The sequence below is a fragment of the Streptomyces sp. 11x1 genome (genome assembly GCF_032598905.1).
Lineage (GTDB): Bacteria > Actinomycetota > Actinomycetes > Streptomycetales > Streptomycetaceae > Streptomyces.
On the sequence record NZ_CP122458.1, the window covers coordinates 6,664,643 to 6,689,849 of the forward strand.

The following is a 25,207-nucleotide window of genomic DNA, read 5'->3' on the forward strand; positions in this document are numbered from 1 at the left end:
CTCCCCGCCCTAGGCCGTGCGCGCGACCCCCGCGTGGCGTTCCAGGAACGCCGACACCCCCGATGCCCGCCGGTGCGGCAGCAGCACCCGTGCCGTGCCGGCCAGCATCTGCTGGACGCGGGAGGACTGGACCTCGTCGAGGAGGTCCAGGACCCGCATACCGGCGGCCGCGGCCTCGTCGGGACGCCCCCCGCGCGCGAGGTCGTCCGCGAGCTCGGCGGTGTAGAGCGCGATGTTCCGTGTGAAGTGCGGGTTCTGCAGACCGGCCGCCCGGCGCGCGTGCCGGGCCGCCCGGGGCCAGTCGCCCAGCGTGGACCAGCACTGCGCCTCCAGGCCCTCCAGCTCTGCCTCCCCGTAGAAGCTCATCCACTCCGGGTCGGCCTCGGCGGTCCCTCGCCCGAACAGGGCGTGCGCCCGGGCCAGCGCCTGCTCGCACCCGGTGCGGTCGGCGAGCCCCGCCCAGCCGCCCGCCTCCCGCAGCGCCAGCAGGGACATCAGCCGCGGAGACCCCAGCGGCCGGGCCACCCGCTGCGCGGCCTGCGCCGCCCGCACCGCCTCACGCGGGCGGCCCGCGTCCCGCGCCAGGAACGCCGTGTTGCAGAACGCGTGCGCCTCGAGACCCGGGTCCCCGGACATCCGGGCCGTGGCGAGTGCCTCCGCGTAGTGCGAGCGGGCGTCGTCGAACCGCCCCGAGTCATGCGCCAGCCAGCCCACGGAGATGGCGAGTTCGCCCGCCCCCGTGTAGAGCCGGTCGGCGGTGGTCTGCCGGGTGGTGCCCGCGTCGAGCAGCGCGTACGCGGCCCGCAGCGGCGCCGAGGCCCTGCGGTACAGCCCGTCCGCCCCGTGCCGGTCGTCGAGCAGCCGGATCTTGCGCACGGCCGCTTCGAGGGCCCCCGCCTCCCCCGTGCCCGCCCGGTGCACGGGCCGGGTCGCGGCCGAGGCCGCGCCGCCGAGGGTGAAGGGGCCGAAGGAGGCGGCCGCCACCGCGGCGGTACCTCCGGTCATGAACGCGCGACGCTGCACGTCGCTCTCCTCGTCGTTCTGGTACGCCTGCTGCGTGCCCCGCCGGCCGCGCACGTAGCCCGTGTCGCCCCGCGGGTCCTGCATGTCGTACATCTCTTGCGTGTCATACGGCTCGTACGCACCTTCCGTCTCACCCCCCGTTCCGTATGAGGAGTGCGAGCGGCTCTTGTTGCGAGGGGAGGGCGCCTCGTCGGTGGGGCGCGCCCCCCGACCGCGTACCTCCGCGCGGGGCGCGAAACCCAGGTCGGTCAGCGTTCGGCCGGGAAACATATGCAGGAACACCCGTTCGTACGCGTAGTTGGGGCAGCGGATCTCGCCCGCCTCGACCCGTCCGACGTACCGAGCGTCACAGCTCACCCGCTCGCCGATCTCACGCGCGGCCCGTCGTACCGCAGCGGCGAACTCGCCCGGCGAACGCTGCCCGCGCAGCTGCCTGAAGACGAGATTCGGTCGTTGCGGACGGGGGGACTGGGACGAGGTCACCGATGACGACGTCATGGCCGGGCCCTCTCTCGCGAACCGTCGAACCGTGCCGGATTCAGTAGGACTTATGTGCCTGGTGCACGGTTGGTTCCGCTGTGTCCGGCGGGGCAAGAACGTACCCGCCTCATCGGGGCCCCCACGCGAGGTTTGGCTACAAACCGGATATCTCATCCTGGATCTGCCATGAACTGCCATCCTTTGCGGCGCAGTTTCGCCGTAGCCGTTGACAGGGCGGCGCGTTGGGCAGGGCGCTGGTAGGCGTGGGAGGCCCGGATGAAGAACCTCGAACCTCGTTCCGATTGCGACCTGGTGACCGTGCCCGCGCGGCAGGGACTGGAGGCGGTCGACATCCTCCGCCGCGGCGCCCTCGACGCGGTGGGGCCTGTCATGACGGTCGGGCCCGTGCTCCACGACGACACGTGCGACACCCTCGGGTTCCTGGTGCCGCCCGGTACGGCGGACGCGTGGGACGTGCCGGGGAGCACGTGCACGCAGAGCGACGGGCGGGGGGCCGTGCTGGCTCCTCCGGAGGGAGCGGGGTGGTTGTTACCGCCGGGTGAGGTGGACCTCGCGACGGATCCGGCGGTGCTGCGCGCCGCGCTGGGTGAGGCGGCGCGGTTGATCGAGGCCGCGGACAACCGTCGGTGAGGTGGTGCCCGGTCGCCGTAGGGGTTCTGTGCGTCGGCGGCCGCGGGTTCGTCGTGGCTTGTCGCGCAGTTCCCCGCGCCCCTGTCGGGGCGCTCCTGGGGCCCGGCGCGCACAGGTCCGCCCACGCCCGATAATGGACTGGTGGGCAGGTCGAAGAAGGGGCGCGGGCGGCGGGGGCAGGATGCCGACGCCGTGGTCGAGAAGGTCGACGGGGGGCTCGCCGAGCTGCTTCCCGATCGGGAGCGGGCCCGGGCCTGGACGTTGCTGGTGGACGGGGCGCCGCAGTCGCACGTCGATCTCGACGATCCCGCGTATCTGTCCTTCGAGTACCAGCGGCGGCTCGGGCATGTGATCGACCTGATCGCCCCGGCCGGACGGCCTGTGCACGCCGTGCACCTCGGCGGAGGCGCCTTCACCCTCGCCCGGTACGTCGCCGCCACCCGGCCTCGCTCCACCCAGCAGGTCGTCGAGCGCGACGCGGCTCTCGTCCGACTCGTCCGGCGGGAGCTGCCGTTGGATCCCAACGCACGGGTCCGGGTGCGGTCGACGGACGCGCGCGAAGGGCTCGCGAAGGTGCCCGACGGGTGGGCGGACCTGGTGATCGCGGACGTGTTCAGCGCGGCGCGCACCCCGGCGCACCTGACGACGACGGAGTTCCTCACGGACGTACGGCGGGTGGTGAAGCCCGGCGGCTACTACGCGGCCAACCTCGCCGACGGCCCACCGCTGGCCCATCTGCGTGCGCAGATCGCCACCGCGGCCGTTGTCTTCCCCGAACTGGCGCTGGTCGCCGACCCGACCGTGCTGCGGGGCAAACGATTCGGCAACGCGGTCCTCGTCGCCTCCGACCAACCGCTCCCGGTCGCCGAACTGACCCGCCGCGCCGCCTCCGACCCGCACCCCGGCCGCGTCGAACACGGCCGCGCGCTCACCGATTTCACGGGCGGGGCGGTGCCGGTGACGGACGCGGCGGCGACCGCCTCACCGGCGCCGCCGTCGTCGGTGTTCCGCTGAGCCACCGCCCCGACGGGCTCTCAGAAGTTCTGGACGTCCACCCGGGGCGCGCTGTCGTGCCAGGTGCAGAACACCGACACCCGGTCCGCACCGGCGGCGAAGTCGACCCGGATCCACGTCTCCGTCTTCCACACCTGCATCGACCAACCCGAGCCGGGCGTCGCCGACACGAGAGTCGCGTACTCCTCGCCCAGCGAGAACACCACCCGGCCGCCCTCGGTGTCGTAGGACCTGACCTCACCCGGGTCGGCCGGGCTGCCCGACCCGGTCGGGGCTCCGGTGCCCGGACGGGGGCCGGGCTTCGCGGACTTCGACGGTTCGGACGGGGTCGGGGACGGCTCGTCGCCGTCGTCCTGCCGCTGCTCGCCGGCCTTGCGCGACGGTTCCGGGAGTGCGGTCGGCGTGATCGACGCGGGCGCGCCCCGGCCCTGGGTGTCGGCGGCCGTGATGGGCAGGGCGCGGGGCGGGTCGTAGGCGGTGCCGGTCATCACCGTGTGGACAGCCCACCACGTCAGCGTGACCGCCGCGCCCGTGGCGAGCAGCCAGGCCAGTACGTGTAGGAGTCCGCTGCGCATCGCGGCCATACTGCCCCACCAGCCCCGGTGGTGTCGTGGCCGAGCCGGGGTCGCGTGAGTTGTCCACAGGCCCCGACCGGCCCGGCCCGTTTGGCGTACGGTGCGGCGCATGGCAAGTGTGCTCGTGGTCGAGGACGACCAGTTCGTACGCTCGGCGCTGATCAGGCATCTGACGGACGCCGCCCACACCGTGCGCAGCGTCGGTACGGCACTGGAGGCGCTGCGCGAGGTCGCGCACGTCCGCTTCGACGTGGTCATCCTCGACCTCGGGCTGCCCGACCTCGACGGCTCGGAGGCACTGAAGATGCTGCGCGGCATCACGGACGTCCCCGTGATCATCGCGACCGCGCGGGACGACGAGTCGGAGATCGTCCGCCTGCTGAACGCGGGCGCGGACGACTACGTGACCAAGCCGTTCTCGGTCGAGCACCTGTCGGCCCGGATGGCGGCCGTGCTGCGCCGCTCCCGGGCCCTGGCCGGCGAGGTGCCGCCGTCCACGGTGATCCGGGTCGGCGGCCTCGCGATCGATCCGCTGCGCCGCCAGGCCGAGTTGGACGGCGTACGGCTCGACCTCACCCGGCGCGAGTTCGACCTGCTCGCGTTCCTCGCCGGCCGCCCCGGTGTCGTCGTCGCGCGCAAGGAACTGCTCGCGGAGGTGTGGCAGCAGTCCTACGGCGACGACCAGACCATCGACGTGCATCTGTCCTGGCTGCGCCGGAAGTTGGGGGAGACGGCGGCGCGGCCCCGCTATCTGCACACGTTGCGGGGCGTCGGCGTGAAGCTGGAGCCGCCGGGGGCGCGGTCATGAGGCGGGCGCCCGTCGGGACGTGCGGGGCGGTGCGGCCATGAGGTGGGCGCTGGTCAAGGTGTGCCTGGCGGTGACGGCGATGGTCGTGGTGGCCTTCGCGGTGCCGCTGGGGCTGGTCGTCAAGGAGATGGCGCGGGACCGGGCCTTCTCGGGCGCCGAGCGGGAGGCCGCCGCGATCGCCCCGGCGCTCTCCATCACCACCGACCGCGAGCAGTTGGAGCGGGTCGTCGCCTCGGCCGGGGCGGACGACGGGATGGCAGTGCACCTACCGGCGGACGGCGCGGGGGCCGCCGCGCTCGACCTGGGCCGGCAGCGGGCCTCCGACGAGGACATCGCGACCGTGCGGAAGCTGGGCCGTGCCTCCACCACCGAGGTGCGGGGCGGGTCCACGCTGCTGCAGCCCACCGCGCTCAGCTCCGGCGAGATAGCGGTCGTCGAGGTGTATGTGTCCGAGTCGGAGGTGAGCAACGGGGTCGCCACGGCGTGGGCGGTGCTCGCCGGGGTGGGCGTGCTGCTGATCGTCGGTTCGGTCGCGGTGGCCGACCGGCTCGGGGTACGGATGGTCCGGCCCGCGCGGCGGCTGGTCGAGAGCGCGCACGAGCTGGGGGAGGGGCAGCTGGGGGCGCGGGTGCCGGAGACGGGGCCGAAGGAGCTGCGGCTGGCGGCGGTGGCGTTCAACGCGATGGCGGACCAGGTGGTCCAGCTGCTGGCGAACGAGCGGGAGCTGGCGGCGGACCTGTCGCACCGGCTGCGCACCCCGCTGACGGTGCTCCGGCTCAACGCGGCCTCCCTCGGCGACGGGCCGGCCGCCGAGCAGACCCGGGCGGCGGTCGAGCAGTTGGAGCGTGAGGTCGACACGATCATCCGCACGGCACGGGAGGCCAAGCCGCAGACGGCCGCGGCGGGGCCGGGCGCCGGGTGCGACGCGGCCGAGGTGGTCCGGGAGCGGATGGCGTTCTGGTCGGCGCTCGCCGAGGACGAGGGCCGCAAGTGGCGGGTGGCCGGGGTCGAGCGCCCGGTGCGCATACCCGTGGCCCGGGCGGACCTGGCCGCCGCCCTGGACGCCCTGCTCGGCAATGTCTTCCGGCACACGGGGGAAGGCACGGCGTTCGCGGTCGACGTTCACAACGGCGAGGATGCGGTGATCGTTCTGGTCTCCGACGCCGGTCCGGGGATCGCTGATCCGGAGGCCGCGATGGCCCGGGGAAGGGGCTCCGGCAGCGCCGGCTCGACCGGTCTGGGCCTCGACATCGTGCGCCGCCTCGCCGAGTCGACCGGCGGCGATGTACGGATCGGGTCGTCGGTGCTGGGCGGGACCGAGGTGCGGATCTGGATCCAGCTGAACGGGGGCGCGGGCCGGGACGGCGGGCCGTCGGCTCGCCGGGGACACCGGGGCGCGTCCATACGCCGGCGCAAACACACCAGGGCCCTGTTCGCCCCCGGGCAGTCGCGCGTCTCGTCGTGATCGGGCCTGTGCGATCGCCTGTTCGGGCGCTGTGTCCCGTATGTGGATGCATGTCCGTGGGTGATGTGGCTCACGTGTGTGACGGTCACGTTTCGACAACCAGGGATTACGTTTCAACAAAGGGGGACAAGAGGTCTTGACGCATGACATGACATAGAGCTGTTATGGCGGCCACCGTGTTCGGTCGAGTTGGTTTCTGATTGTTTTCGATCAGTAGCCGGCGAGGGCCATTGAGACCGAACCACCTGTCCCCAGGGAGCCGTACATGCATCTCACACCTTCCGGTCTCTCCGTCCCCGGCACGAGCCGCCGCACCCTGCTGCGCGGCATAGGCGGGGCCGCGGTACTCGGCGCTGGAGTCCCCCTGCTCAGCGCCTGTGGCGGCAGCGGTACGGCTGCCGACCCGAAGACCGTCACCGTCGGCTCCAACGCGTCGGACGCGGTGCCGAAGAAGGCGTTCGCCGAGATCTACGCGGCCTTCAAGAAGCAGTCCGGGATCGCGGTCGACGTGAACACCAAGGACCACAACACGTTCCAGGAGCAGATCAACTCCTACCTCCAGGGCACCCCGGACGACGTGTTCCACTGGTTCGCCGGCTACCGCATGCAGTTCTTCGCGGCCAAGGGTCTCGCCACCTCGATCGACGACGTGTGGGACAAGATCGGGGGCAACTTCCCCGAGGCGATGAAGAAGCTCAGCCAGGGCGAGGACGGCAAGTCCTACTTCGTGCCGCTGTACACCTACCCCTGGGCGCTCTTCTACCGCAAGAGCGTCTTCCAGGAGAAGGGCTACGAGGTTCCCACCACGTGGGACCAGCTGATCGCCCTGTGCAAGCAGATGCAGAAGGACAAGCTCGTCCCGATCGCCTTCGGCGACAAGGACGCCTGGCCGGCGATGGGCACCTTCGACCAGCTCAACTTCCGTACCAACGGCTACGACTTCCACGTCGAGCTGATGGCGGGCAAGGTCGCCTGGACGGACGCCAAGGTCCGCAAGACGTTCGACCTGTGGACCGAGCTGCTGCCGTACCACCAGGAGGGCGCGGTCGGCCGCACCTGGCAGGACGCGGCGCAGACGCTGGTGTCGAAGAAGGCGGGCATGTACCTGCTGGGCTCGTTCGTGGGCCAGCAGTTCTCCAACAAGGCGGACCTGGACGACCTCGACTTCTTCGCCTTCCCGGAGATCGACCCGGCGTACGGCCAGGACACCGTCGAGGCCCCCACCGACGGCTTCATGATGAGCAAGGCCCCGAAGAACAAGTCCGGCGCGGTCAAGCTCATGGAGTTCCTCGGCACCCCCGAGGCGGAGCAGATCTACCTCAAGGCCGACCCGAACGTGGTGGCCGCCTCCACCAAGGCCGACACCTCCTCGTACACGCCGCTGCAGAAGAAGGCGTACGAGATGATCTCGGGCGCCAAGAGCCTCACCCAGTTCATGGACCGCGACAGCCGCCCGGACTTCACCTCCACGGTGATGCAGCCGGCGCTGCAGAAGTTCATCCGCGACCCCAAGGGCGTCGACAGCCTGCTCTCGTCCATCGAGCGGCAGAAGAAGACGATCTTCGCGTCCTGACGACCGACCGTCCTCACGACCGACCGTCCTCACGACTGGATGACCTCCTGACATGACGACCACCCCCACCGAGAGCCCGGAGGCGGCCACGCCGCCTCCGGGCTCCGGCCCTGCCGCAAAGACCGCCACGACCGCCACGAAGGTGCCCCAGGGCCACCGGCGGCTCCTGACCCGCCATGACCGGCTCACGCTGGGGTTGATGGCGGGTCTTCCGACCTTCCTGCATGTCGCCCTGGTGTGGGTGACGGCGCTGGCCTCGATCGCGCTGGCCTTCACCACCTGGGACGGCATCGGCTTCGACTCCATCAAGTGGGTCGGGCTGCACAACTTCGAGGAACTGTTCAGCAACAACCCGCAGTTCTGGCCCGCCGTCGAGCACAACATCGTCTGGTTCGTGGCGCTGATCCTGATCCCCACACCGCTGGGCCTGTTCCTGGCCGTGCAGCTGGACAAGCAGATCCGCTTCAGCCGCGTCTACCAGACCGCGTTCTTCCTGCCGGTGGTGATGTCGCTGGCGGTCATCGGCTTCGTCTGGCAGCTGATCTACAACCCCGACACCGGCCTGATCAACAGCCTCATCGGCGCCAACGAGCCCGGCCACTACATCGACTGGATCGGCGACCCGGACCTGAACCTGTGGGCCATCCTCGTCGCCGCGTCCTGGCGCCACACCGGCTACATGATGATCCTCTACCTGGCCGGCCTCAAGGGCGTCGACCCCTCGCTGCGCGAGGCCTCCGCCCTGGACGGCGCGAACGAGTGGCAGACGTTCAAGAACGTCATCTTCCCCACCCTGCGCCCCACCAACACCGTCGTCCTGGTCGTCACCATCATCGAGGCCCTGCGCGCCTTCGACCTCGTCTTCGTCTTCAACAAGGGCGCCGAAGGCACCGAGCTGCTGTCGATCCTGGTCACCAACAACATCATCGGAGAGTCCAGCCGCATCGGCTACGGCTCGGCCATCGCCGTCGTCCTGCTGGTCATCTCCCTCGCCGTGATCATCCCGTACCTGATCGCGACCTTCCGCAAGGAGCGGCGCGCATGAGCACCACCGTCGAGACCACCACCGCGCCCGCCGCCGGGGCCCGCAAGGAGCGCACGCCCGTCCGCCCCGCCCGGATCCTGCTGCACCTGTTCCTGGCCGGTATGGCCCTGGCCTGGCTCGCGCCGCTGCTGTGGGCGCTGTACGCGGCCATGCGCCCCTACGGGGAGACATCCGAGAAGGGCTACGTCTCCTGGCCCGACACCCTCGGCTTCGACAATTTCACGAACGCGTTCACCCAGTCGGACATGACGCACTACTTCGTGAACACCCTGATCATCGCCGTCCCCGCGGTGCTGCTCACCCTGTTCCTGTCGTCGATGGTGGCCTTCTACGTCAGCCGCTTCGACTTCCGCGTCAACCTCTTCCTGCTCCTGGTCTTCACCGCCGGCAACCTCCTGCCGCAGCAGGTCATCATCACCCCGCTGTACCGGATGTACCTGCTCATCGACCTGCCCGGCATCACCATGAGCGGCAAACTGTACGACTCCGCCCTCGGACTCGTCCTCATCCACGTGGCCTTCCAGTCCGGGTTCTGCGCCTTCGTGCTGAGCAACTACATGCGCTCCCTGCCGCACGAACTGACCGAGGCCGCGCTGGTCGACGGGGCGTCGGTGTGGCGGCTGTACTGGCAGATCGTGCTCCCGCTGTGCAAGCCCGCGATGGCCGCCCTGGCGACCCTGCTGTCCATCTGGATCTACAACGACTTCTTCTGGGCCCTGGTCCTGATCTCCACCGGCGAGAACATGCCGATCACCTCGGCCCTGAACAACCTCTCCGGGCAGTACTTCACCGACCCCAACCTCGTCGCCGCCGGCGCCCTGCTCACCGCCATCCCCACGCTGATCGTGTACTTCGCACTCCAGCGCCAGTTCGTCAGCGGCCTCACCCTCGGCGCCAACAAGGGCTGACCGGCCACTTCTGAGAGAGATCCTTTCGTGCACCACCCCTTCACCCCCGTGGTCTCCGTGCCCGTGGACACCAGTACGGCACGGGTCCACGAGGAGGGCTGGCAGTCCTGGAGCCCCAGCGGCTCCTACGCCCTCGACGCGACCCCGTACCGTCCGACCAACGACAACTGGGCGACCGTCTGCTACCGCCCCGGGGTCACCGCCCCAGCCGGCACCTTCCAGGGCGAGGGCCTGCTGGCCCTCGACCCGGGCGACGGCTCACCGGTCCGCCTGTGGGCCGCCCCCGACCCCGTGCGCGAGGTCCCGTCCGTCCGCCTGGTGGTCCGGGACGGGATCGCCGAGGTCAGCGCCGACGGCCCGGTGAAGGAGTGGACCGGCACGGACATCCAGGCGGTGCTGGGCGAGTGGGCGGCGGGCCTCGGCCTCGCGGCCCCCCGCCCGGCCCCCACCGTCTGGTGCTCCTGGTACGAGTACTTCACCTCCGTCACCGAGGACGACATCCACGAGAACCTCCGTGCGATGGACACCCTCGACCTGCCCATCGACGTCGTCCAGATCGACGACGGCTACCAGAACGCCCTGGGCGACTGGCTCAGCCTCTCCGGCCGCTTCCGCTCCCGCGCGGGCATCGCGGAGGTCATCCGGGCGAGGGGCCGCCGCGCGGGCATCTGGACGGCCCCCTTCCTCGTCGACCCGGCGAGCACCCTGGCCGCCGAGCACCCCGAGTGGCTGGTGCGCGACGACAACGGCGGCTTCACCCACGCCGGCCGCAACTGGGGCCACGACCTGTACGTCCTCGACACCACCCACCCCGAGGCGGCGGCCTACCTCACCGAGGTCTTCACCACCCTGCGCGCCGAGGGCTACGACTACTTCAAGGTCGACTTCCTGTACGCGGGCGCGCTGGACGGCGTACGCCACGCCGACGTGGACGCGCTCACCGCGTACCGCTCCGGGATCGAACTGATCCGCTCCGCCATCGGCCCCGACGCCTACCTCCTGGGCTGCGGCGCACCGATCCTCCCCTCCATCGGCCTGTTCGACGCGATGCGGGTCAGCCCCGACACGGCCCCGCATCGCCGCTCGGAGGCCGACGACCACAGCCAGCCCGGCCAGGACGCCGCCGAGTTCACGGGCGCGGGCCGCCAGTGGCAGCATGGCCGCCTCTGGGTGAACGACCCCGACTGCCTGATGGCCCGCCCCGCCGTGGAGACCCGTGAGCGCTGGGCGGCCCATGTCGAGGCGACGGGCGGCCTGATGGGGTCCAGCGACCGACTGCTGTCGCTCGACACCTGGGGCGTGGAGACGACCCGCCGACTGCTGACCAAGGGCCTGGAGGCCGCCGAATGAAGCGCGAACTGAAGGTCCCCGGCATCGCCTACGGCGGTGACTACAACCCCGAGCAGTGGCCCGAGGAGGTCTGGGCCGAGGACGTACGCCTCATGCGTGAGGCGGGCGTGAACATGGTGAGCGTCAACATCTTCGCGTGGGCGCTCCTGGAGCCCCGTGAGGGCGAGTACGACTTCACCCGCCTCGACAAGATCCTCGCCCTGCTCCACGAGAACGGCATCGCCGCCGACCTGGCGACCCCGACGGCCGCCCCGCCGGCCTGGTTCTTCGTCAAGCACCCGGAGGCGCTGCCCGTCGACCGGGACGGCCGCACCCTCTCGTACGGCAGCCGGCAGACCTTCTGCCCGTCGAGCCCCGCCTACCGGGAGGCCGCGCTGCGGATCGCCCGCGCCCTGGGCGAGCGGTACGCCGACCACCCGGCCGTCGTCATGTGGCACGTCCACAACGAGTACGGCTGCCACAACGGCGAGTGCCACTGCGACACGAGCGCGGCGGCGTTCCGGGTCTGGCTGCGGGAGAAGTACGGCGACGACCTGGCGGCGCTCAACCACGCCTGGGGCACGACGTTCTGGAGCCAGTGGTACTACGACTGGGACGAGATCATCCCGCCCCGTGCGACGGGCGCGGTCCCGAACCCGACCCACCAGCTGGACTGGCGCCGCTTCTGCAGCGACGCGCTGCTGTCGCTGTGCAAGGCGGAGCGTGAGGTGCTGCTGGAGGCGGCCCCGGCCACCCCCGCCACCACCAACTTCATGGTGATGTTCAACTTCGACAAGCTCGACTACTGGCGCTGGGCGCCGGAGTTGGACATCGTCTCCAACGACCACTACCTCCAGTCGACGGACCCCGAGTCGCAGATCGACATCGCGCTCAGCGGCGACCTGGTGCGCTCCCTGGCGGGCGGCAGCCCGTGGCTGCTGATGGAACACTCCACCGGCGCGGTCAACTGGCAGCCGGTCAACCGGGCCAAGACGGCGGGGGAGCTGCGCCGCAACGCGCTCTCCCATGTGGCCCGGGGCGCCGACGGCATCGCGTACTTCCAGTGGCGGGCCGCCAAGGCCGGTGCCGAGCAGTGGCACTCGGCGATGCTGCCGCACGCGGGCACGGACAGCCAGATCTGGCGGGACGTCGTCCGACTGGGCGCGGATCTGCGGTCGTTGGCGGAGGTGCGGGGCAGCACGGGCGTCGCCGAGGTGGCGATCGCGTGGGACTGGAACGCGTGGTGGGCGGTGGAGCTGCCGTCCCAGCCGAGCGGTGAACTCCGCTTCCAGGAACTGATCCGCGCCTGGTACGAGCCGTTGTGGCGCTCGGGCGTGGCGGTGGACTTCGTCCGTCCCGACGCGGACCTCACCTCGTACAAGCTGGTGCTGGCGCCGAGCCTGTACCTGGTGGACGACGCGGGCGCCGCCAACCTGACCGGCTTCGCGGAGGCCGGCGGCACGCTGGCCGTCGGCTTCCACAGCGGCGCGGTGGACGAGAACTGCCATGTCCGGCTGGGCGGTTACCCGGGCGCGTTCCGCGAAGCCCTGGGCGTCCGCACGGACGAACTCTTCCCGCTGCTGCCGGGGGAGTCGGTGGACCTGAGCGACGGCGGTACGGCTTCCCTCTGGTCGGAACGGGTCGCCCTGGCAGGCGCCGAGCCGATCACGACGTACACCTCTGGGCCCCTGACGGGCGTACCGGCGGTCACCCGCCACACCCACGGCTCGGGCACGACCTGGTACCTGGCCACCCGCCCGGACCCGACGACCCTGACGTCCCTGCTCGACCGGATCCGCGCCGAGGCGGGCGTGGAGCCGGTCCGGACGACCCCGGAAGGTGTGGAGGCGGCGGTGCGCCGGGGCCCCGACGCGGACTACCTCTTCCTGATCAACCACGGTGGGACGGCGGCCGAGGTCGCGATCTCCACGGACGCGTCCGAACTGCTGACGGGCAAGGGCATCACCACGAACGCCGACTCGACAACGGTACGGGTGGAGCCCGGGGACGTGGCGGTCGTCCGCGAACCACGCTGACGCCGGGCCGACCCGTGACGCCCGACCCCTCGCAACCGGGCATGCACAGAGGCGCAGGGCCGTGGCCCCTTCCGGGGGGGCCACGGCCCTGCGCGTGCCTTACTCCCAGTCGTGCAGGGACAGCCGTGGTCCGCCGTCGAGATAGCCGTGCAGTGCGGCCGCGTCGCCCTCCACGAAGTCATCGGGGAGCGCGCCGGTGTCGGTCCAGCGGACCTGGGCGTGTTTGTGGGGTTCCCGGTTCTCCAGCTCTCCGCTCCACTCGCGGGTGGCGAAGACGACGGTGAGGAAGCCGTCGGGTGCGTCGACGCCCCGGGCCGCGTGGACGAGGTGCACGACCTCCAGCGCCTCGGGTGTCACGGTCAGCCCGGTCTCCTCGTACAGCTCGCGCACGGCGGTCCGGGTGATCGGCTCCCCGGGCTCGCTCTTGCCGACCGGCAGATGCCATCTCCCCCGCGCGAACCTGGCGTTCTCGCCCCGCTGGAGGAGCGCGACCCGCCCCGCGTCCCGGTCGTGGACGATGACGGCGGCGACCAGCAAAGTCATATGACCTGTCCTCTCGTAGGCCGCTAGCATGCCGTGCATGGAGTGCTTCGCTTCCTGGCGTACCCGCCACTGAGGGTCGGCCCGCCGGCGCGTCATGGACGACCGGCGGGCCAGAGGTGTCCTTTCCCCCTCGTCTCCCTCAGGTTCCGAGAGGTTCACTCCATCGACACGTTCCGGTAGTTCTTCGAGGACTCCGTCGGACCCGTGCTCGACAGGCTCGTCCTCGGCACGCTGCACGCCGACCGGCGTGGCGACTACCGCGCGCTCGTCCCCACCCTGCACGACCCCGACCGGCACAAGTACGTCGCGGTCGCCGAGACCGACGGCCTGATCGCCGGCCACGTCGCCTGGCAGGCCGACCCCGCCCGCCACCACGGCGAGATCACCCTGCTCGCCGCGGACGAACGCCACCGCGGCGACGGCACCGGCACCGCCCTGTGCGAGCACGCCTTCGCCGACCTGTGCGCCCGGGGCACGGAACGCGCGGTAGGTGAGCGGTGAGCCGCTGGTGAGGACGCGCTGCCGCCCCGTGTCCCGCCCTTCATGTCCCCCGGGGGCGCCACCATCACCCCGAACTCCCGCAAGGCAGAAGATAATTGGGGGTTCTCTCCCCATGCCCTGTCACCACCCAGGCCCCAGGGTGGATCACGGCAAGACCAGCCAGTGTCCATCAGGGAGAAGAGGAGGAGCATTGAAGACGTCCATGCGCAGAGCGGTACAAGCCGGCGTGACGACCATGGTGCTGGGCGCGGCGACGGTGCTGTCGGCCGGACAGGCGCACGCGGCGACCGGCGTGAGGTTGGACACGGTTCGCATCTACGTCAACGCCGTAGCGGGGAAGGCGAACACTCTTTCCATCACCCGGTCCAACAACTCCGTCTTCATCAGCGACGACGGCGACACCGTCACCGCGGGATCCGGCTGCACCCAGGTCGATGTCGACACGGTCCGGTGCCCGTTCGACGGTCGCACCCTGACCCTCGACTCGGGGGACCGCGCTGACATAGTCACCATCACGGGCAGCGTGCCCGCCAACATCACCGCCGGCGCGGGCGACGACGTCATCACGCTCGACCCCGCCGCCACCGCGGGGACCACCGTGGACGGTCAGGGCGGGCACGACACCATCTTCGGCGGTGGCGGGGCAGACCGAATCACCGGTGGCTTCGGAGACGACGTCATGTTCGGCAGGAACGGCAACGACCGCCTGGACGCCCTCGACTCCTCACAGGGCAACGACCGCTCCTTCGGGGACTCCGGCAACGACACCTGCATCGGGGACATCAACGACCGCGAGGACAGCTGCGAGAGCTGAGCGCTTCGCTCCCTCGGCCATGAACGCGGCGGGCACCCCGTGGAGGGTTCCCGCCGCGTCACCACCCCTGTGGCCCGTTACGCCGAGGTCGGCACCAGCGGCGGCAGGGCGCCCGTCTTCGCCGCCTGGGCGTACCAGTAGGCGCTCGACTTCGGCGTACGGGTGAGGGTCGCGTAGTCGACGTACACGGCACCGAACCGCTTCCCGTACCCGTACGCCCACTCGAAGTTGTCCATGAGGGACCAGAGGTAGTAGCCGCGGACGTCCGCCCCCTCGGCGATCGCGCGGCGGACCGCGCGCAGGTGGCCGTGGAGGTAGGCGATGCGCTCGGGGTCGTGGACGCGGCCGTCGGAGTCCATCTTGTCGTCGTACGCGGCCCCGTTCTCCGTCACGTACATCGGCAGCCCCGGAGCCTCCCGCGCGTACCGCATGATCAGCTCGTGCAGGCCCGTCGGGTCGATGGTCCAGCCCATCTCCGTGCGCTCGCCCGGGGTCTGGTGGAACAGGACGTCGTCCGCGCCCGGCCACGGCGAGTGCGCGCTCGCCCCGTGACCGTCCGCACGCGGGCCCTTCAGGTCCGCGTCCGCCGCGCCCACCAGCGTGGGCGTGTAGTAGTTCAACCCCAGCGCGTCCAACGGCTGGTTGGCCGTCGCCACGTCACCGTCCTGCACGAACGACCAGTCCGTCAGCGACGAGGTCGCGGCGAACAGGGTCTCGGGGTACGCGCCGTGCAGCATCGGACCGTGGAAGACACCGTTGGCCAGGTCGTCGATCTTCCGCGCCGCCGCCACGTCCTCGGGGGAGTTCGTGATCGGCCGTACCACCGACGAGTTCAGGCTCACCGCGATCGCGTTGCGGGACGGCATCACCGAGCGGAGGGCCGCGACACCCAGCCCGTGCGCCACGTTCAGGTGGTGGGCCGCGCGCAGCGACGCCACCGGATCCGTACGGCCCGGCGCGTGCACCCCGGAGCCGTAGCCCAGGAACGCGGTGCACCACGGCTCGTTGAGCGTGATCCACTGCTCGACGCGGTCGCCCAGCGCCGCGCCCACGATCCGCGCGTACTCGGCGAACCGGTGCACGACGTCCCGCTCGGGCCAGCCGCCCGCGTCCTCCAACTCCTGGGGCAGGTCCCAGTGGTAGAGGGTCACGGCCGGCTTGATGCCCTTCTCCAGCAGCTCGTCGACCAGCCGCCGGTAGAAGTCCAGGCCGCGCTGGATCGCGGGGCCACGGCCCGTCGGCTGCACCCGCGACCAGGAGATGGAGAAGCGGTACGAGTTGAGGCCCAGGTCGGCCATCATCGCCACGTCGTCGCGGTAGCGGTGGTAGTGGTCGACAGCGATGTCACCGGTCTCGCCACCGGCGGTCTTGCCCGGGGTGTGGCTGAAGGTGTCCCAGATGGAGGGCGTACGGCCGTCCTCCCGCACCGCTCCCTCGATCTGGTAGGCGGAGGTGGCCGCGCCCCAGAGGAAGGCGGGAGGAAAGGTCACCGGGGTGGCCGGGTTCACGGGTTCAGGCATGGAAGCGCTCCCATAGTGGTCGTGGAGACCGACAGTGGCGGGTGGGGGGAGGAGAGAACGGGGGCCGGGACGGCGGTGGCCCAGCCCCCGAGGGGGTTCATGTGGTGGGGCGGTCGGCGCGAGCCGGGTCACCCCTTGATCGCGCCCTGCATGATGCCGCCCACGATCTGCTTGCCGAACAGGAGGAAGGCGATCAGCAGCGGCAGCGTGCCGAGCAGCGCACCCGCCATGATCACCGACTGGTCGGGGATGTAGCCGGTGCCGAGGGCGTTGAGGGCCACCTGGACCGTGGGGTTCTGCTGGTTCAGCGCGAGGATCGGCCACAGGAAGTCGTTCCAGGCCATCACGAACGTCAGCAGTCCGAGCACCGCCATCGCCGGCCGCGCTGCCGGGAACACGACGTGCCACACGATCCGCACACTGCTCGCGCCGTCGACCCGTGCCGCCTCGATCAGTTCGGAGGGCAGCGCCTGGACCAGGTACTGCCGCATGAAGAACGTACCGAAGGCGCTGACCAGCGTGGGCAGGATGACCGTCTGCAGCTGGTTGGACCAGTTCAGGTCGCTCATCCACAGGTACAGGGGGACCACCGCCAGCTGCGGCGGGATCATCATCGTGCCGATGGTCAGCAGCAGCAGGACGCTGGAGAACCGGAACCGCAGCTTGGCGAAGGCGAACCCGGCGAGCGTGGAGAACAGCACCGTACCGACCGTGATCGTGCCGGCCACGAGCGTGGTGTTGAGCATCGCCGTGCCGAGCCCGGCCTGCTCCCAGGCGGTCTCCAGGTTCTTGAACAGGTTCCCGCCGAACCACAGGGGCGGCGGGGCCTCGGCGAGCCGCTGGTTGGTGCGCGAGGCCGCGATCGCCGTCCACACCAGCGGTGCGAGCGAGCCCACGGCGAAGACGGTCAGGACGACGTAGGTGAGCGGCCCCGCGTGCATCTGCCTGCCAGCGCCCATCACCCGGCGGCGCGTGGCCTTCGTCTCCGGGGCCCGCTTCGTCGCCCCGGGGCGGGTCAGTTCGCTCGTGGTCATGGGGACTTCCTCAGCCGTCGGGTGATCAGCAGGTTGATCGCGGCCACGATCAGCAGGATCAGGAACATCGACCAGGCGATGGCGGACGCCTTGCCGAGGTTTCCGATCATGAATCCCTGGTCGTACATGTACAGGCCGAGCGTCTGGTACTGGTGCTCGGATCCGCCCTTGGAGCCGTCGGCCCCGCCGAACAGCAGGGGCTCACCGAAGAGCTGGGTCGCGCCGATCGTGGAGACGACCGCCGTGAACAGGATCGTCGGCCGCAGCTGCGGGATCGTCACATGGATGAACTGCTGCCAGCGGTTCGCCCCGTCGATGGAGGCCGACTCGTACAGGTCGGAGGGGATCGCCTGCATCGCCGCGAGGTAGATCAGCGCGTTGTAGCCGGTCCACCGCCAGATCACGATCGTGGAGACCGCGAACTTCGCACCCCAGTCGGATTCACGCCAGTTGACGGGGTCGATCCCGATGAAGTCGAGCAGCCAGTTGACCATGCCGCCGTCCCACGAGAACAGCAGCACGAACACGAGCGTGGCCGCCGCCACCGACGTGGCGTACGGGGTCAGCATGATGACCCGCCACACGGTCGAGCCGCGCAGCCGGTAGTTGAGCAGGTGCGCGATACCGATCGCCACCATCAGCTGGGGCACGGTCGCGATCACGCCGATGGTGAAGGTGACCCACAGGGAGTTCCAGAAGAAGTCCGAGGACAGCAGGTTCTGGTAGTTGTCCAGGCCCACCCAGGTCTGGTTGTCCAGGTCGGCCAGCTGCACGCTGTGCAGCGAGTACCAGCCGGTGTAGAGCAGCGGGACGAGCGAGAACGCCCCGAAGATCAGGAAGAAGGGGGAGATGAAGACGTACGGGGATGCCTTCATGTCCCAGCGGTACAGCCGGCTGCGCCATGAGTCGGTGCCGGTCGGCGGCGTACCGCGCCCCTGAGCGCCCCGGACCGCGCCCGGCTCATCGCCGGGCGCGGTCTCGGCGCTCGCCGCGGAATGCGCGAGTGCCTCTTTGGAGCTGGTCACTGGCCGAGCACGTCCTTGATCTCCTTGCTGGCGGCCTCCCAGCCCTCCTCAGGGCTCTTGCCCTTCTGCTCGACCTGCACGATGCCGATGTCGGCGATCGCGGTGCCGATCGGCTGGTCCTTGATGCCGAACTGCTGCACCGGGATCGTCTTCGCCGAGTCGGAGAAGATCTGCGTCAGCGGCGCGTCGGAGAAGTACGAGGTGGTGTCGGGGCTCGGCTTGAGGGTCGGGTACGCCGACGGGGTCGACGGGAAGCTGGCCTGCTTGGCGAAGACCTTGGCCTGCTGCTCGGGAGCGGTCAGCCACTTCGCCAGTGCGATGGCCTCCTTCTGGTGCTTGCTCGCCGTCGGCACACCGATGAACGCGCCGCCCCAGTTGGCCGCGGTCGGCGCCGCCGCCACGTCCCACTTGCCCTTGCCGGCGTCACCGGACTTCTCCTGGATGTAGCCGATCATCCATGCCGGGCAGGCCACCGTGGCGAAGGAGCCCTTGGCGTATCCCTGGTCCCAGGGCGCCTCGAACTGCTTCAGCTTCGCCGACATGTCGCTGGTCGCCACGGACATGGCCGCGTCCCAGGCGTCCTTCACACCCGTGGACTTGTCCCAGATGGCGTTGCCGTCCTTGTCGTAGTAGCGCTCGGTCGCGCCACCGAGGGCCGCGTTGTAGACCGAGGAGGCCGAGTCCACGTACTTGGTGCCCGAGGGCGCCTTCTTCATGTACTCCTTGCCGAGGTCGACGTACTTGCTCCAGTCGCCCTTCCACTGCTCGGCGAGCTTGGTGCGGTCCGTCTCCAGGCCGGCCTTCTCGAACAGGTCCTTGCGGTAGCAGATCGCCATCGGACCGATGTCGGTGCCGAGCCCGATGAGCTTGCCGTCCTTGGTCGTGGCCTGCTGGTTCTTCCAGTCCAGCCACTGCGACTTGTCGACCTCCTTGCCGAGGTCGACGAACTTGTCGCCCTGCGTCTGCACGGCCTCGGTGACGTTGCCGATCTCGATCGCCTGGATGTCGTCGGTGCCGGAGCCGGCCTGCAGCCGGGTGAGCGTCTTGGGCCAGTACACCGACGTCTTGGTGGTGACGTTCTCCTTGATGACGATGTCCGGGTTCTGCTTCATGTACTCGTCGTACAGGCCGGCCTGCTTGTAGCCGAAGACACCGAAGGTGCCGACCGTCAGCGTGGTCTTGCCCCCGCTGCTGCCGCCGCCCTCGTTCGACGTGCCGTCGTCCGGGTCCTCGGAACAGCCGGCCAGTAGCCCGGCGCCCAGGGCGGCGACGGCTGCCAGGACCACCGTGTTGCGGGCGGTTCGGGTACGTGCTCGCATTGCGTCCTCCTGATGCCCTGACGTGCCGACCCCCCGGCCAACGGCGTTGTTGGGCCCGTTATCTCATACTGCGGCTCGGGCGGGGAACGTGCGGGTTGTGTAAGTGCCAGGTACCGTGGGAGCGCTCCCACAAGTGATGTGTTGAAGAGTCGTCGGTTCCTGCGGGGGTGTCAAGGGAGCGAGCGCGGAGACTTGTCTTCGGTTATCGGGCTGTTAACTAACCCGAGGGCCGATGGGAGTGGGGGCGGGGGCCGACGAGAGCGGGGGCGGGGTTGGCGTGAAGGACCTGTGGGACCGTTGGACTCGTGTAACCAGTCGTCTCGCCGGTCGCGCCGAAAGCCGAAGGCTCGCCTTCCGGACGTCGTACGAGGATCAGGACTGTTAGATTCCACGCCAGCGCGGTGTGAACGGGAGGCGACCATGGTGGCAGGCCACGGAGCACGGGGCCGGAGCGGTGGGCGGCCGACGTTGGAAGAGGTCGCCGCACGGGCCGGTGTGGGCCGGGGGACGGTGTCCCGGGTGATCAACGGCTCGCCCCGGGTCAGTGACGCGACCCGCGCGGCGGTCGAGGCGGCCGTCGCGGAGCTCGGCTACGTCCCCAACACGGCGGCCCGCGCGCTCGCGGCGAACCGTACGGACGCGATCGCGATGGTCGTGCCCGAGCCGGAGACCCGCTTCTTCGCGGAACCGTACTTCTCCGACATCCTCAAGGGCGTCGGCGCCCAGCTCTCCGACACGGAGATGCAGCTTCTGCTGATCTTCGCTGGCAGCGACCGGGAGCGCCGCCGGCTGGCCCAGTACCTGGCCGCGCACCGCGTCGACGGGGTCCTCCTGGTCTCCGTGCACGCGGACGACCCGCTCCCCGACCTGCTGTCGCAACTGGAGATCCCGGCGGTGATCAGCGGCCCCCGCTCGGAGCACGAGACGCTCCCGTCCGTCGACTCCGACAACTACGGCGGCGGCCGCTCGGCGGTGGAGCACCTGATCGCTCGTGGCCGCACCCGGATCGCCACGATCACCGGGCGCCTCGACGTCTACGGTGCCCAGCGCCGCGTCGTCGGCTACCGCGAGGCCCTCGTCGACGCCGGGCGCGAGGTCGACGAGCGGCTGATCGTCCCCGGTGACTTCACGGAGGAGGGCGGCCGCAGGGCGATGAAGGAACTGCTGGCCCGCCGCCCCGACCTCGACGCGGTCTTCGTCGAGTCGGACGTGATGGCGTCGGGCGCCCGCCAGGTGCTGCGCGAGGCGGGCCGCCGCATACCGGACGACGTCGCCCTCGTCGGCTACGACGACTCGGCGATCGCCCGCCACATGGATCCCCCGCTGACGAGTGTCCGCCAGCCCATCGAGGAGATGGGCCGCGCCATGATCGACCTCCTCCTCGACGAGATCGCGGACCGCCGCCCGGCGGTGTCGCGGGGGTTGGAACGGCGGCAGGTGGTGCTGCCCACGGAACTGGTGGCGCGGGCTTCTTCCTGACGGGAGGTCACCGTGGACGCGGGCCTGTGCGACTGCGTGGGCTCGTGCCCGTCGGCCCACGAGGCGGCGGCGAAGCCGACCCGTGCTGCTGGCAGCCTGGCTCTCATGGAGAAGCTTGGCGGCGACGGGGAAAGCACGGGACATCACCCGCTGTTGGACGTCGACCGGGTCGAGGGCCCCCTCGGGGCCTACCTGTCCCGGGTCGGCGACGTCTTCCGGGTGTTCGGGAAACAGGACTCGGGGTGCATGGCCTACGGCGTTCGGCTGCGGGACCGCGATGAGCGGTGGTTCGTGAAGACGGCGGTCACTGCCGTGGGTCGGCGGTCGCTGGAGCGGGCGTGGGGTTTCCACCAGGCCGTACGGCACCCGGTGATCGTTCCGCAGGTGCACCGGATCGCGTTGCGGGACGGGTCGGCCGTGGCCATGCCTTGGCGGGACGGCGAGGTGCTGTACGACCCCGCCGAGCGCGGCAGAGGAGACCGCACGAACCCAGACAGTCCGATGGCGCGCTTCCGCTCCCTGTCCGTCGACCGGATCGAGGCGGCCTTCGCCCGCGTCCTCGACGCCCACCTCGCAGTCGAGGCCGCCGGGTACGGCGCCGTGGATCTTTACGACGGGGCCCTGCTGTACGACTTCGCGGCGGGAGAGATGAGTCTGGTCGACCTCGACGAGTACCGGCCGGGGCCCTTCGTACTGGATGCCGAGAGGCTGCCGGGGTCGACTCGTTTCATGGCGCCGGAGGAGTACGAGCGCGGCGCGACGATCGACATCCGTACCACGGTCCACGCGCTCGGCCGCACCGCACGCCTGCTGCTCGACGCAGGCGACGAGGAGCGCGCCTGGCGGGGCACGGTGGCTCAACTGCGCGTCCTGGAGCGGGCCACGCACCCCGACCCCGGTGAACGCTTCGCGGGCGTGAAGGAGTTCAGGGAAGCCTGGCTGCGTAGCTGAGGTCCTTCCGTCAACTTGCCTCGACCCGCCACAAGATCAATGGTCAGAGTACTCGCGGTCCAACACGCGCGGGGTCCGCCACGAACCGGTTCAGCCGATAGGCGGTTTCGTGGCAGTACTTTCCCAAGGGCGCCGACCTCGCGGTCCACAGCCACGAACACCTGGCCGCAGTCGCCTCCGAACTCAACGGCCGCCCACGCGAAACGCTCGGCTGGGAAACCCCGGCCGAGCGTCTGCGTCAACTCCTCTGAACGTCCGGCGGAGCGGTAGATCAGGCACCTGCCGCGCATGCCGGACCTAAGCTGATGGCATGGCAGCGTCAGAATGGGAACGACTCACCCGCGCCCGCGGAACCCGGCGCCTGAAGATCATCGTGCGACACATCATCCGACGTCCCGTGCTGATCACCGGCCTCGCCGGCCTGCTCATTCTGTTCAACCTGGTGAAAGACAGCTTCCCCCTGGCCTACGGCCTCGCGGCCCCGGCCGGAGCCGTTCTGATCATGGCGAGCATGGGCCGCTTTCGCACCTCCACCGAAGACCCGACACACGAAGGCGCTTCACTTCCCACCGACACCGACGGGAAGTGAAGCAAGAACTCCGCAGCCGGCGCCACACCACTACCAGCGTGCTGCAACGACCGCTGGAAACCGCCGGCTCTGCTCATCGATGGTGGTGCAGCGCACACGAACGAGCCCTCCGACCTGTTCCCAGGTCGGAGGGCTCGTTGTTCAGGGTGAGTGACGGGACTCGAACCCGCGGCATCCTGGACCACAACCAGGTGCTCTACCAGCTGAGCTACACCCACCATGACCGGCGGTTCGTCCGAAGGTTTCACCGACCGGCCGAGAAAAAGTGTACAGGGTCCGAAGGGGTGCCCGCGCACGCGTTTCGGTGGGGGCGGTTCCGGGGCCGCCCGGGCCCCGGGAGGCGGGGCTACCGACCGGGCAGGACGTGCTTCGCGGCGATCGTGCGGGCCGTGTCCGAGTCGGGGCCGGGCTGCGGGACGAAGATCGCCTCGCGGTAGTAGCGGAGCTCGGCGATGGATTCACGGATGTCGGCGAGGGCCCGGTGGTTGCCGTTCTTCTCCGGGCTGTTGAAGTACGCCCTCGGGTACCAGCGTCGGGCCAGCTCCTTGATCGAGGAGACGTCCACGATGCGGTAGTGCAGGTACTCCTCCAGCGTCGGCATGTCCCGCAGGAGGAAGCCCCGGTCCGTGCCCACCGAGTTGCCGCACAGCGGTGCCTTGCGCGGTTCCTTCACGTGCTCCCGTACATACGCCAGGACCTGCTCCTCGGCGTCGGCGAGCGTCGTGCCGCCGGCCAGGACGTCCAGCAGGCCGGATGCGGTATGCATCTCGCGCACCACCTGCGGCATCGTCTCCAGCGCCGAGTCCGGCGGGCGGACGACGATGTCGACTCCTTCGCCGAGCACGTTCAGCTCGGAGTCGGTGACGAGGGCGGCCACCTCGATGAGCGCGTCGTCCGACAGCGAGAGGCCGGTCATCTCGCAGTCGATCCACACCATGCGATCGTTCATGTGTCTCACCTTACGGCCCGTGACAGCCGTACGGCCCGGTCCTGCACCAGGGTGATCACGGCGTGATCAGGTGCGGGACCGGGCCGTACGGCCGGTACGTGAACTACACCACTACGCGGCACACGGCTGCCTCGCTACGGCGCGCTGCGCTGGCCCGGCAGGCGGCTCGTCGCGTACAGCTCCGGCTTGGCGCCCTCCGTGGACATGGACGCCGACGGCGCCAGGGCGCTCGCCGCGGCCGTGCGCCGCGCCTGCAGCGGCACCGGCGCGTGCTCCGGCGCCATCGAGGACGCCCCCGGGAGGCCGTGCGGTCCGTCGTGGTGGTCGCCGGGCTTGTCGTTCTGCGGCCGCCGGGCCCGGTACGCCGCCCGGTACGCCGCCGGGGACGAACCCAGCTGCCGCCGGAAGTGCCCGCGCAGCGCCACCGGCGAACGGAAGCCGCAGCGGCCCGCGACCTCGTCCACCGAGTAGTCCGACGTCTCCAGCAGACGCTGCGCCTGCAGCACGCGCTGAGTGATCAGCCACTGCAGGGGAGCGCTCCCGGTGAGCGAGCGGAACCGGCGGTCGAACGTACGACGGCTCATGTACGCCCGTGCCGCGAGCGTCTCCACGTCGAACTGCTCGTGGAGGTGCTCCAGCGCCCAGGCGACGACCTCGGCGAGCGGGTCGGCGCCGATCTCCTCGGGTAAAGATCGATCGAGGTAGCGCTCCTGGCCGCCCGATCGACGGGGTGGCACGACGAGACGCCGGGCCAGGGCCCCTGCCGCCTCGTTGCCGTGATCTGTCCGCACGATGTGCAGACAGAGATCGATTCCGGCCGCGGTACCGGCCGAGGTGAGTACGTCCCCGTCGTCCACGAAGAGCTCTCGTGGGTCGACGTGGACGGACGGATAGCGCTTGGCCAGCGTCGGCGCGTACATCCAGTGCGTCGTCGCGGGCCTGCCGTCCAGCAGGCCGGCGGCGGCCAGCACGAATGCGCCGGTACACAGGCCGACGATGCGGGCACCCTCTTCGTGCGCTCGGCGCAGTGCGTCGAGCGCCTCCTCCGGCGGCGGTGAGGTGATCGAACGCCATGCGGGCACGACCACCGTGCCCGCCCGCGAGATCGCCTCCAGGCCGTTCGGTGCGGTGAGTTCCAGGCCCCCTGTGGTCCGCAGCGGGCCTTCCTCGCCCGCGCACACCAGCAGGCGGTAGCGCGGTACGCCGGCGTCCTGGCGGTCGATCCCGAACACCGACAGTGGTATGGAACTCTCGAAGATGGGACCGCCGCTGAACAGCAGCACCGCGACGATCTCCTTGCGGCGTCGCCCGGACAGTTTCCGGGCCGCGGCTTCCGGCGCGGCGGTGGAGTCGTGGCTCATACTGCTAAGCCCCCCTCGGTGGTCGCGGCTCCTCGGTTGTGTCGCTCCTGCACGTTTCCCCTTGGTCCTGCACGAGTCCCCCGCCGTAAGACAGTCATGATCGAATCTACTGTGTCCCGTGGTGCCGGCGTGACCAGATCGCCAACCGGCACATTGTCGACATGGCAACTTGGCGTAAAGCATTCGATCACGAAGCGTTGCACTCGTGGGCCGCG

General features: G+C 70.3%; 23 protein-coding genes, 1 tRNA gene and 1 pseudogene. 15 read left to right on the forward strand and 10 right to left on the reverse strand.

Annotated elements, in window-relative coordinates:
* Positions 1-9: 9 nt before the first annotated feature.
* Positions 10-1,521, reverse strand: a complete 1,512-nt coding sequence (locus P8T65_RS29290; RefSeq protein ID WP_316728176.1) for a hypothetical protein — start codon at positions 1,519-1,521, stop codon at positions 10-12.
* Between the two features lie 258 nt (positions 1,522-1,779).
* Between P8T65_RS29290 and P8T65_RS29295 the strand changes: the two genes are divergently transcribed.
* Together P8T65_RS29295 and P8T65_RS29300 are read left to right on the forward strand one after the other, a co-directional pair.
* A complete protein-coding gene (locus tag P8T65_RS29295) occupies positions 1,780-2,154 on the forward strand; it encodes a hypothetical protein (protein WP_316728177.1) in 375 nt (124 codons plus the stop codon).
* A 141-nt stretch (positions 2,155-2,295) separates the two neighbouring features.
* Positions 2,296-3,168 carry a fused MFS/spermidine synthase gene (locus tag P8T65_RS29300; protein ID WP_316728178.1) on the forward strand — a complete coding sequence of 291 codons (873 nt, stop codon included), beginning with the start codon at positions 2,296-2,298 and terminating at the stop codon, positions 3,166-3,168.
* A 20-nt stretch (positions 3,169-3,188) separates the two neighbouring features.
* Here the strand turns inward: P8T65_RS29300 and P8T65_RS29305 are convergent, their stop codons facing one another.
* Positions 3,189-3,752, reverse strand: coding sequence for a hypothetical protein (locus P8T65_RS29305; RefSeq protein WP_316728179.1), 564 nt, complete (start codon positions 3,750-3,752; stop codon positions 3,189-3,191).
* Positions 3,753-3,852: 100 nt separating this feature from the next.
* Here P8T65_RS29305 and P8T65_RS29310 point away from each other — a divergent pair, with 100 nt between their 5' ends.
* From P8T65_RS29310 to P8T65_RS29340, 7 genes are all read left to right on the forward strand, one after another.
* The gene (locus P8T65_RS29310) at positions 3,853-4,551 is read left to right on the forward strand and encodes a response regulator transcription factor (protein WP_230211529.1); all 699 of its coding nucleotides are present in this window, start codon (positions 3,853-3,855) and stop codon (positions 4,549-4,551) included.
* Between the two features lie 37 nt (positions 4,552-4,588).
* On the forward strand, positions 4,589-6,016 hold the full coding sequence (locus P8T65_RS29315) for a HAMP domain-containing sensor histidine kinase (protein ID WP_316728180.1): 1,428 nt from the start codon (positions 4,589-4,591) through the stop codon (positions 6,014-6,016).
* A gap of 265 nt (positions 6,017-6,281) precedes the next feature.
* Positions 6,282-7,589 carry an ABC transporter substrate-binding protein gene (locus P8T65_RS29320; RefSeq protein WP_316728181.1) on the forward strand — a complete coding sequence of 436 codons (1,308 nt, stop codon included), beginning with the start codon at positions 6,282-6,284 and terminating at the stop codon, positions 7,587-7,589.
* Positions 7,590-7,641: 52 nt separating this feature from the next.
* The gene (locus tag P8T65_RS29325) at positions 7,642-8,634 is read left to right on the forward strand and encodes a sugar ABC transporter permease (protein WP_316728182.1); all 993 of its coding nucleotides are present in this window, start codon (positions 7,642-7,644) and stop codon (positions 8,632-8,634) included.
* Positions 8,631-9,542 carry a carbohydrate ABC transporter permease gene (locus tag P8T65_RS29330; protein ID WP_316728183.1) on the forward strand — a complete coding sequence of 304 codons (912 nt, stop codon included), beginning with the start codon at positions 8,631-8,633 and terminating at the stop codon, positions 9,540-9,542. Before P8T65_RS29325 ends, P8T65_RS29330 begins: the two co-directional genes overlap by 4 nt.
* Positions 9,543-9,569: 27 nt before the next feature.
* The gene (locus P8T65_RS29335) at positions 9,570-10,892 is read left to right on the forward strand and encodes an alpha-galactosidase (RefSeq protein WP_316728184.1); all 1,323 of its coding nucleotides are present in this window, start codon (positions 9,570-9,572) and stop codon (positions 10,890-10,892) included.
* Complete coding sequence (locus P8T65_RS29340) at positions 10,889-12,907, forward strand: beta-galactosidase (protein WP_316728185.1); 2,019 nt, start codon at positions 10,889-10,891, stop codon at positions 12,905-12,907. The genes P8T65_RS29335 and P8T65_RS29340 overlap by 4 nt, the downstream gene beginning before the upstream one ends.
* Positions 12,908-13,006: 99 nt before the next feature.
* Here the strand turns inward: P8T65_RS29340 and P8T65_RS29345 are convergent, their stop codons facing one another.
* Entirely contained in the window at positions 13,007-13,450 is a 444-nt protein-coding gene (locus P8T65_RS29345) for an NUDIX domain-containing protein (protein WP_316728186.1), read from the reverse strand.
* A 204-nt stretch (positions 13,451-13,654) separates the two neighbouring features.
* Between P8T65_RS29345 and P8T65_RS29350 the strand changes: the two genes are divergently transcribed.
* Complete coding sequence (locus tag P8T65_RS29350; RefSeq protein WP_316728187.1) at positions 13,655-13,951, forward strand: GNAT family N-acetyltransferase; 297 nt, start codon at positions 13,655-13,657, stop codon at positions 13,949-13,951.
* Between the two features lie 202 nt (positions 13,952-14,153).
* The gene (locus P8T65_RS29355) at positions 14,154-14,765 is read left to right on the forward strand and encodes a hypothetical protein (protein WP_316728188.1); all 612 of its coding nucleotides are present in this window, start codon (positions 14,154-14,156) and stop codon (positions 14,763-14,765) included.
* Between the two features lie 77 nt (positions 14,766-14,842).
* Here the strand turns inward: P8T65_RS29355 and P8T65_RS29360 are convergent, their stop codons facing one another.
* The 4 genes from P8T65_RS29360 to P8T65_RS29375 form a co-directional block, all read right to left on the reverse strand.
* Positions 14,843-16,285, reverse strand: a complete 1,443-nt coding sequence (locus P8T65_RS29360; protein WP_316728189.1) for a GH1 family beta-glucosidase — start codon at positions 16,283-16,285, stop codon at positions 14,843-14,845.
* Positions 16,286-16,413: 128 nt separating this feature from the next.
* Complete coding sequence (locus P8T65_RS29365) at positions 16,414-17,319, reverse strand: carbohydrate ABC transporter permease (protein ID WP_316728190.1); 906 nt, start codon at positions 17,317-17,319, stop codon at positions 16,414-16,416.
* Positions 17,316-18,344 (reverse strand): sugar ABC transporter permease, encoded by a 1,029-nt coding sequence (locus P8T65_RS29370; protein ID WP_316728191.1) that lies wholly within the window; start codon positions 18,342-18,344, stop codon positions 17,316-17,318. Before P8T65_RS29370 ends, P8T65_RS29365 begins: the two co-directional genes overlap by 4 nt.
* Entirely contained in the window at positions 18,341-19,663 is a 1,323-nt protein-coding gene (locus P8T65_RS29375; RefSeq protein WP_316728192.1) for an ABC transporter substrate-binding protein, read from the reverse strand. Before P8T65_RS29375 ends, P8T65_RS29370 begins: the two co-directional genes overlap by 4 nt.
* A gap of 423 nt (positions 19,664-20,086) precedes the next feature.
* On the opposite strand from P8T65_RS29375, the gene P8T65_RS29380 reads away from it, so the two are divergent.
* The 4 genes and pseudogenes from P8T65_RS29380 (at position 20,087) to P8T65_RS29395 (ending at position 22,682) form a co-directional block, all read left to right on the forward strand.
* Positions 20,087-21,142, forward strand: a complete 1,056-nt coding sequence (locus P8T65_RS29380) for a LacI family DNA-binding transcriptional regulator (protein ID WP_184898479.1) — start codon at positions 20,087-20,089, stop codon at positions 21,140-21,142.
* Positions 21,143-21,247: 105 nt separating this feature from the next.
* Positions 21,248-22,093, forward strand: coding sequence for a serine/threonine protein kinase (locus tag P8T65_RS29385; RefSeq protein ID WP_316728193.1), 846 nt, complete (start codon positions 21,248-21,250; stop codon positions 22,091-22,093).
* A 113-nt stretch (positions 22,094-22,206) separates the two neighbouring features.
* Positions 22,207-22,344: pseudogene (locus P8T65_RS29390) on the forward strand (IS30 family transposase); the annotation flags it as partial.
* 146 nt (positions 22,345-22,490) lie between these two features.
* Positions 22,491-22,682 (forward strand): hypothetical protein, encoded by a 192-nt coding sequence (locus P8T65_RS29395; protein ID WP_316728194.1) that lies wholly within the window; start codon positions 22,491-22,493, stop codon positions 22,680-22,682.
* Between the two features lie 145 nt (positions 22,683-22,827).
* Here the strand turns inward: P8T65_RS29395 and P8T65_RS29400 are convergent.
* From P8T65_RS29400 to P8T65_RS29410, 3 genes are all read right to left on the reverse strand, one after another.
* Positions 22,828-22,900: transfer RNA gene (locus tag P8T65_RS29400), tRNA-His, on the reverse strand.
* A 128-nt stretch (positions 22,901-23,028) separates the two neighbouring features.
* Positions 23,029-23,631, reverse strand: a complete 603-nt coding sequence (gene orn, locus P8T65_RS29405) for an oligoribonuclease (RefSeq protein ID WP_184893722.1) — start codon at positions 23,629-23,631, stop codon at positions 23,029-23,031.
* Positions 23,632-23,765: 134 nt separating this feature from the next.
* Positions 23,766-24,992, reverse strand: a complete 1,227-nt coding sequence (locus P8T65_RS29410) for a helix-turn-helix domain-containing protein (protein ID WP_316728195.1) — start codon at positions 24,990-24,992, stop codon at positions 23,766-23,768.
* Between the last annotated feature and the right edge of the window lie 215 nt (positions 24,993-25,207).

Excerpts from the sequence above, each read along its gene's own strand:
- P8T65_RS29365 (WP_316728190.1), bottom strand. The coding sequence starts at position 17,319 with ATGACCACGAGCGAACTGACCCGCCCCGGGGCGACGAAGCGGGCCCCG.
- P8T65_RS29295 (WP_316728177.1), top strand. The coding sequence starts at position 1,780 with ATGAAGAACCTCGAACCTCGTTCCGATTGCGACCTGGTGACCGTGCCC.
- P8T65_RS29375 (WP_316728192.1), bottom strand. The coding sequence starts at position 19,663 with ATGCGAGCACGTACCCGAACCGCCCGCAACACGGTGGTCCTGGCAGCC.
- P8T65_RS29320 (WP_316728181.1), top strand. The coding sequence starts at position 6,282 with ATGCATCTCACACCTTCCGGTCTCTCCGTCCCCGGCACGAGCCGCCGC.
- P8T65_RS29305 (WP_316728179.1), bottom strand. The coding sequence starts at position 3,752 with ATGGCCGCGATGCGCAGCGGACTCCTACACGTACTGGCCTGGCTGCTC.
- P8T65_RS29330 (WP_316728183.1), top strand. The coding sequence starts at position 8,631 with ATGAGCACCACCGTCGAGACCACCACCGCGCCCGCCGCCGGGGCCCGC.
- P8T65_RS29385 (WP_316728193.1), top strand. The coding sequence starts at position 21,248 with ATGGAGAAGCTTGGCGGCGACGGGGAAAGCACGGGACATCACCCGCTG.
- P8T65_RS29315 (WP_316728180.1), top strand. The coding sequence starts at position 4,589 with ATGAGGTGGGCGCTGGTCAAGGTGTGCCTGGCGGTGACGGCGATGGTC.
- orn (WP_184893722.1), bottom strand. The coding sequence starts at position 23,631 with ATGAACGATCGCATGGTGTGGATCGACTGCGAGATGACCGGCCTCTCG.
- P8T65_RS29360 (WP_316728189.1), bottom strand. The coding sequence starts at position 16,285 with ATGCCTGAACCCGTGAACCCGGCCACCCCGGTGACCTTTCCTCCCGCC.
- P8T65_RS29345 (WP_316728186.1), bottom strand. The coding sequence starts at position 13,450 with ATGACTTTGCTGGTCGCCGCCGTCATCGTCCACGACCGGGACGCGGGG.
- P8T65_RS29325 (WP_316728182.1), top strand. The coding sequence starts at position 7,642 with ATGACGACCACCCCCACCGAGAGCCCGGAGGCGGCCACGCCGCCTCCG.
- P8T65_RS29340 (WP_316728185.1), top strand. The coding sequence starts at position 10,889 with ATGAAGCGCGAACTGAAGGTCCCCGGCATCGCCTACGGCGGTGACTAC.
- P8T65_RS29355 (WP_316728188.1), top strand. The coding sequence starts at position 14,154 with ATGCGCAGAGCGGTACAAGCCGGCGTGACGACCATGGTGCTGGGCGCG.
- P8T65_RS29310 (WP_230211529.1), top strand. The coding sequence starts at position 3,853 with ATGGCAAGTGTGCTCGTGGTCGAGGACGACCAGTTCGTACGCTCGGCG.
- P8T65_RS29290 (WP_316728176.1), bottom strand. The coding sequence starts at position 1,521 with ATGACGTCGTCATCGGTGACCTCGTCCCAGTCCCCCCGTCCGCAACGA.
- P8T65_RS29410 (WP_316728195.1), bottom strand. The coding sequence starts at position 24,992 with ATGAGCCACGACTCCACCGCCGCGCCGGAAGCCGCGGCCCGGAAACTG.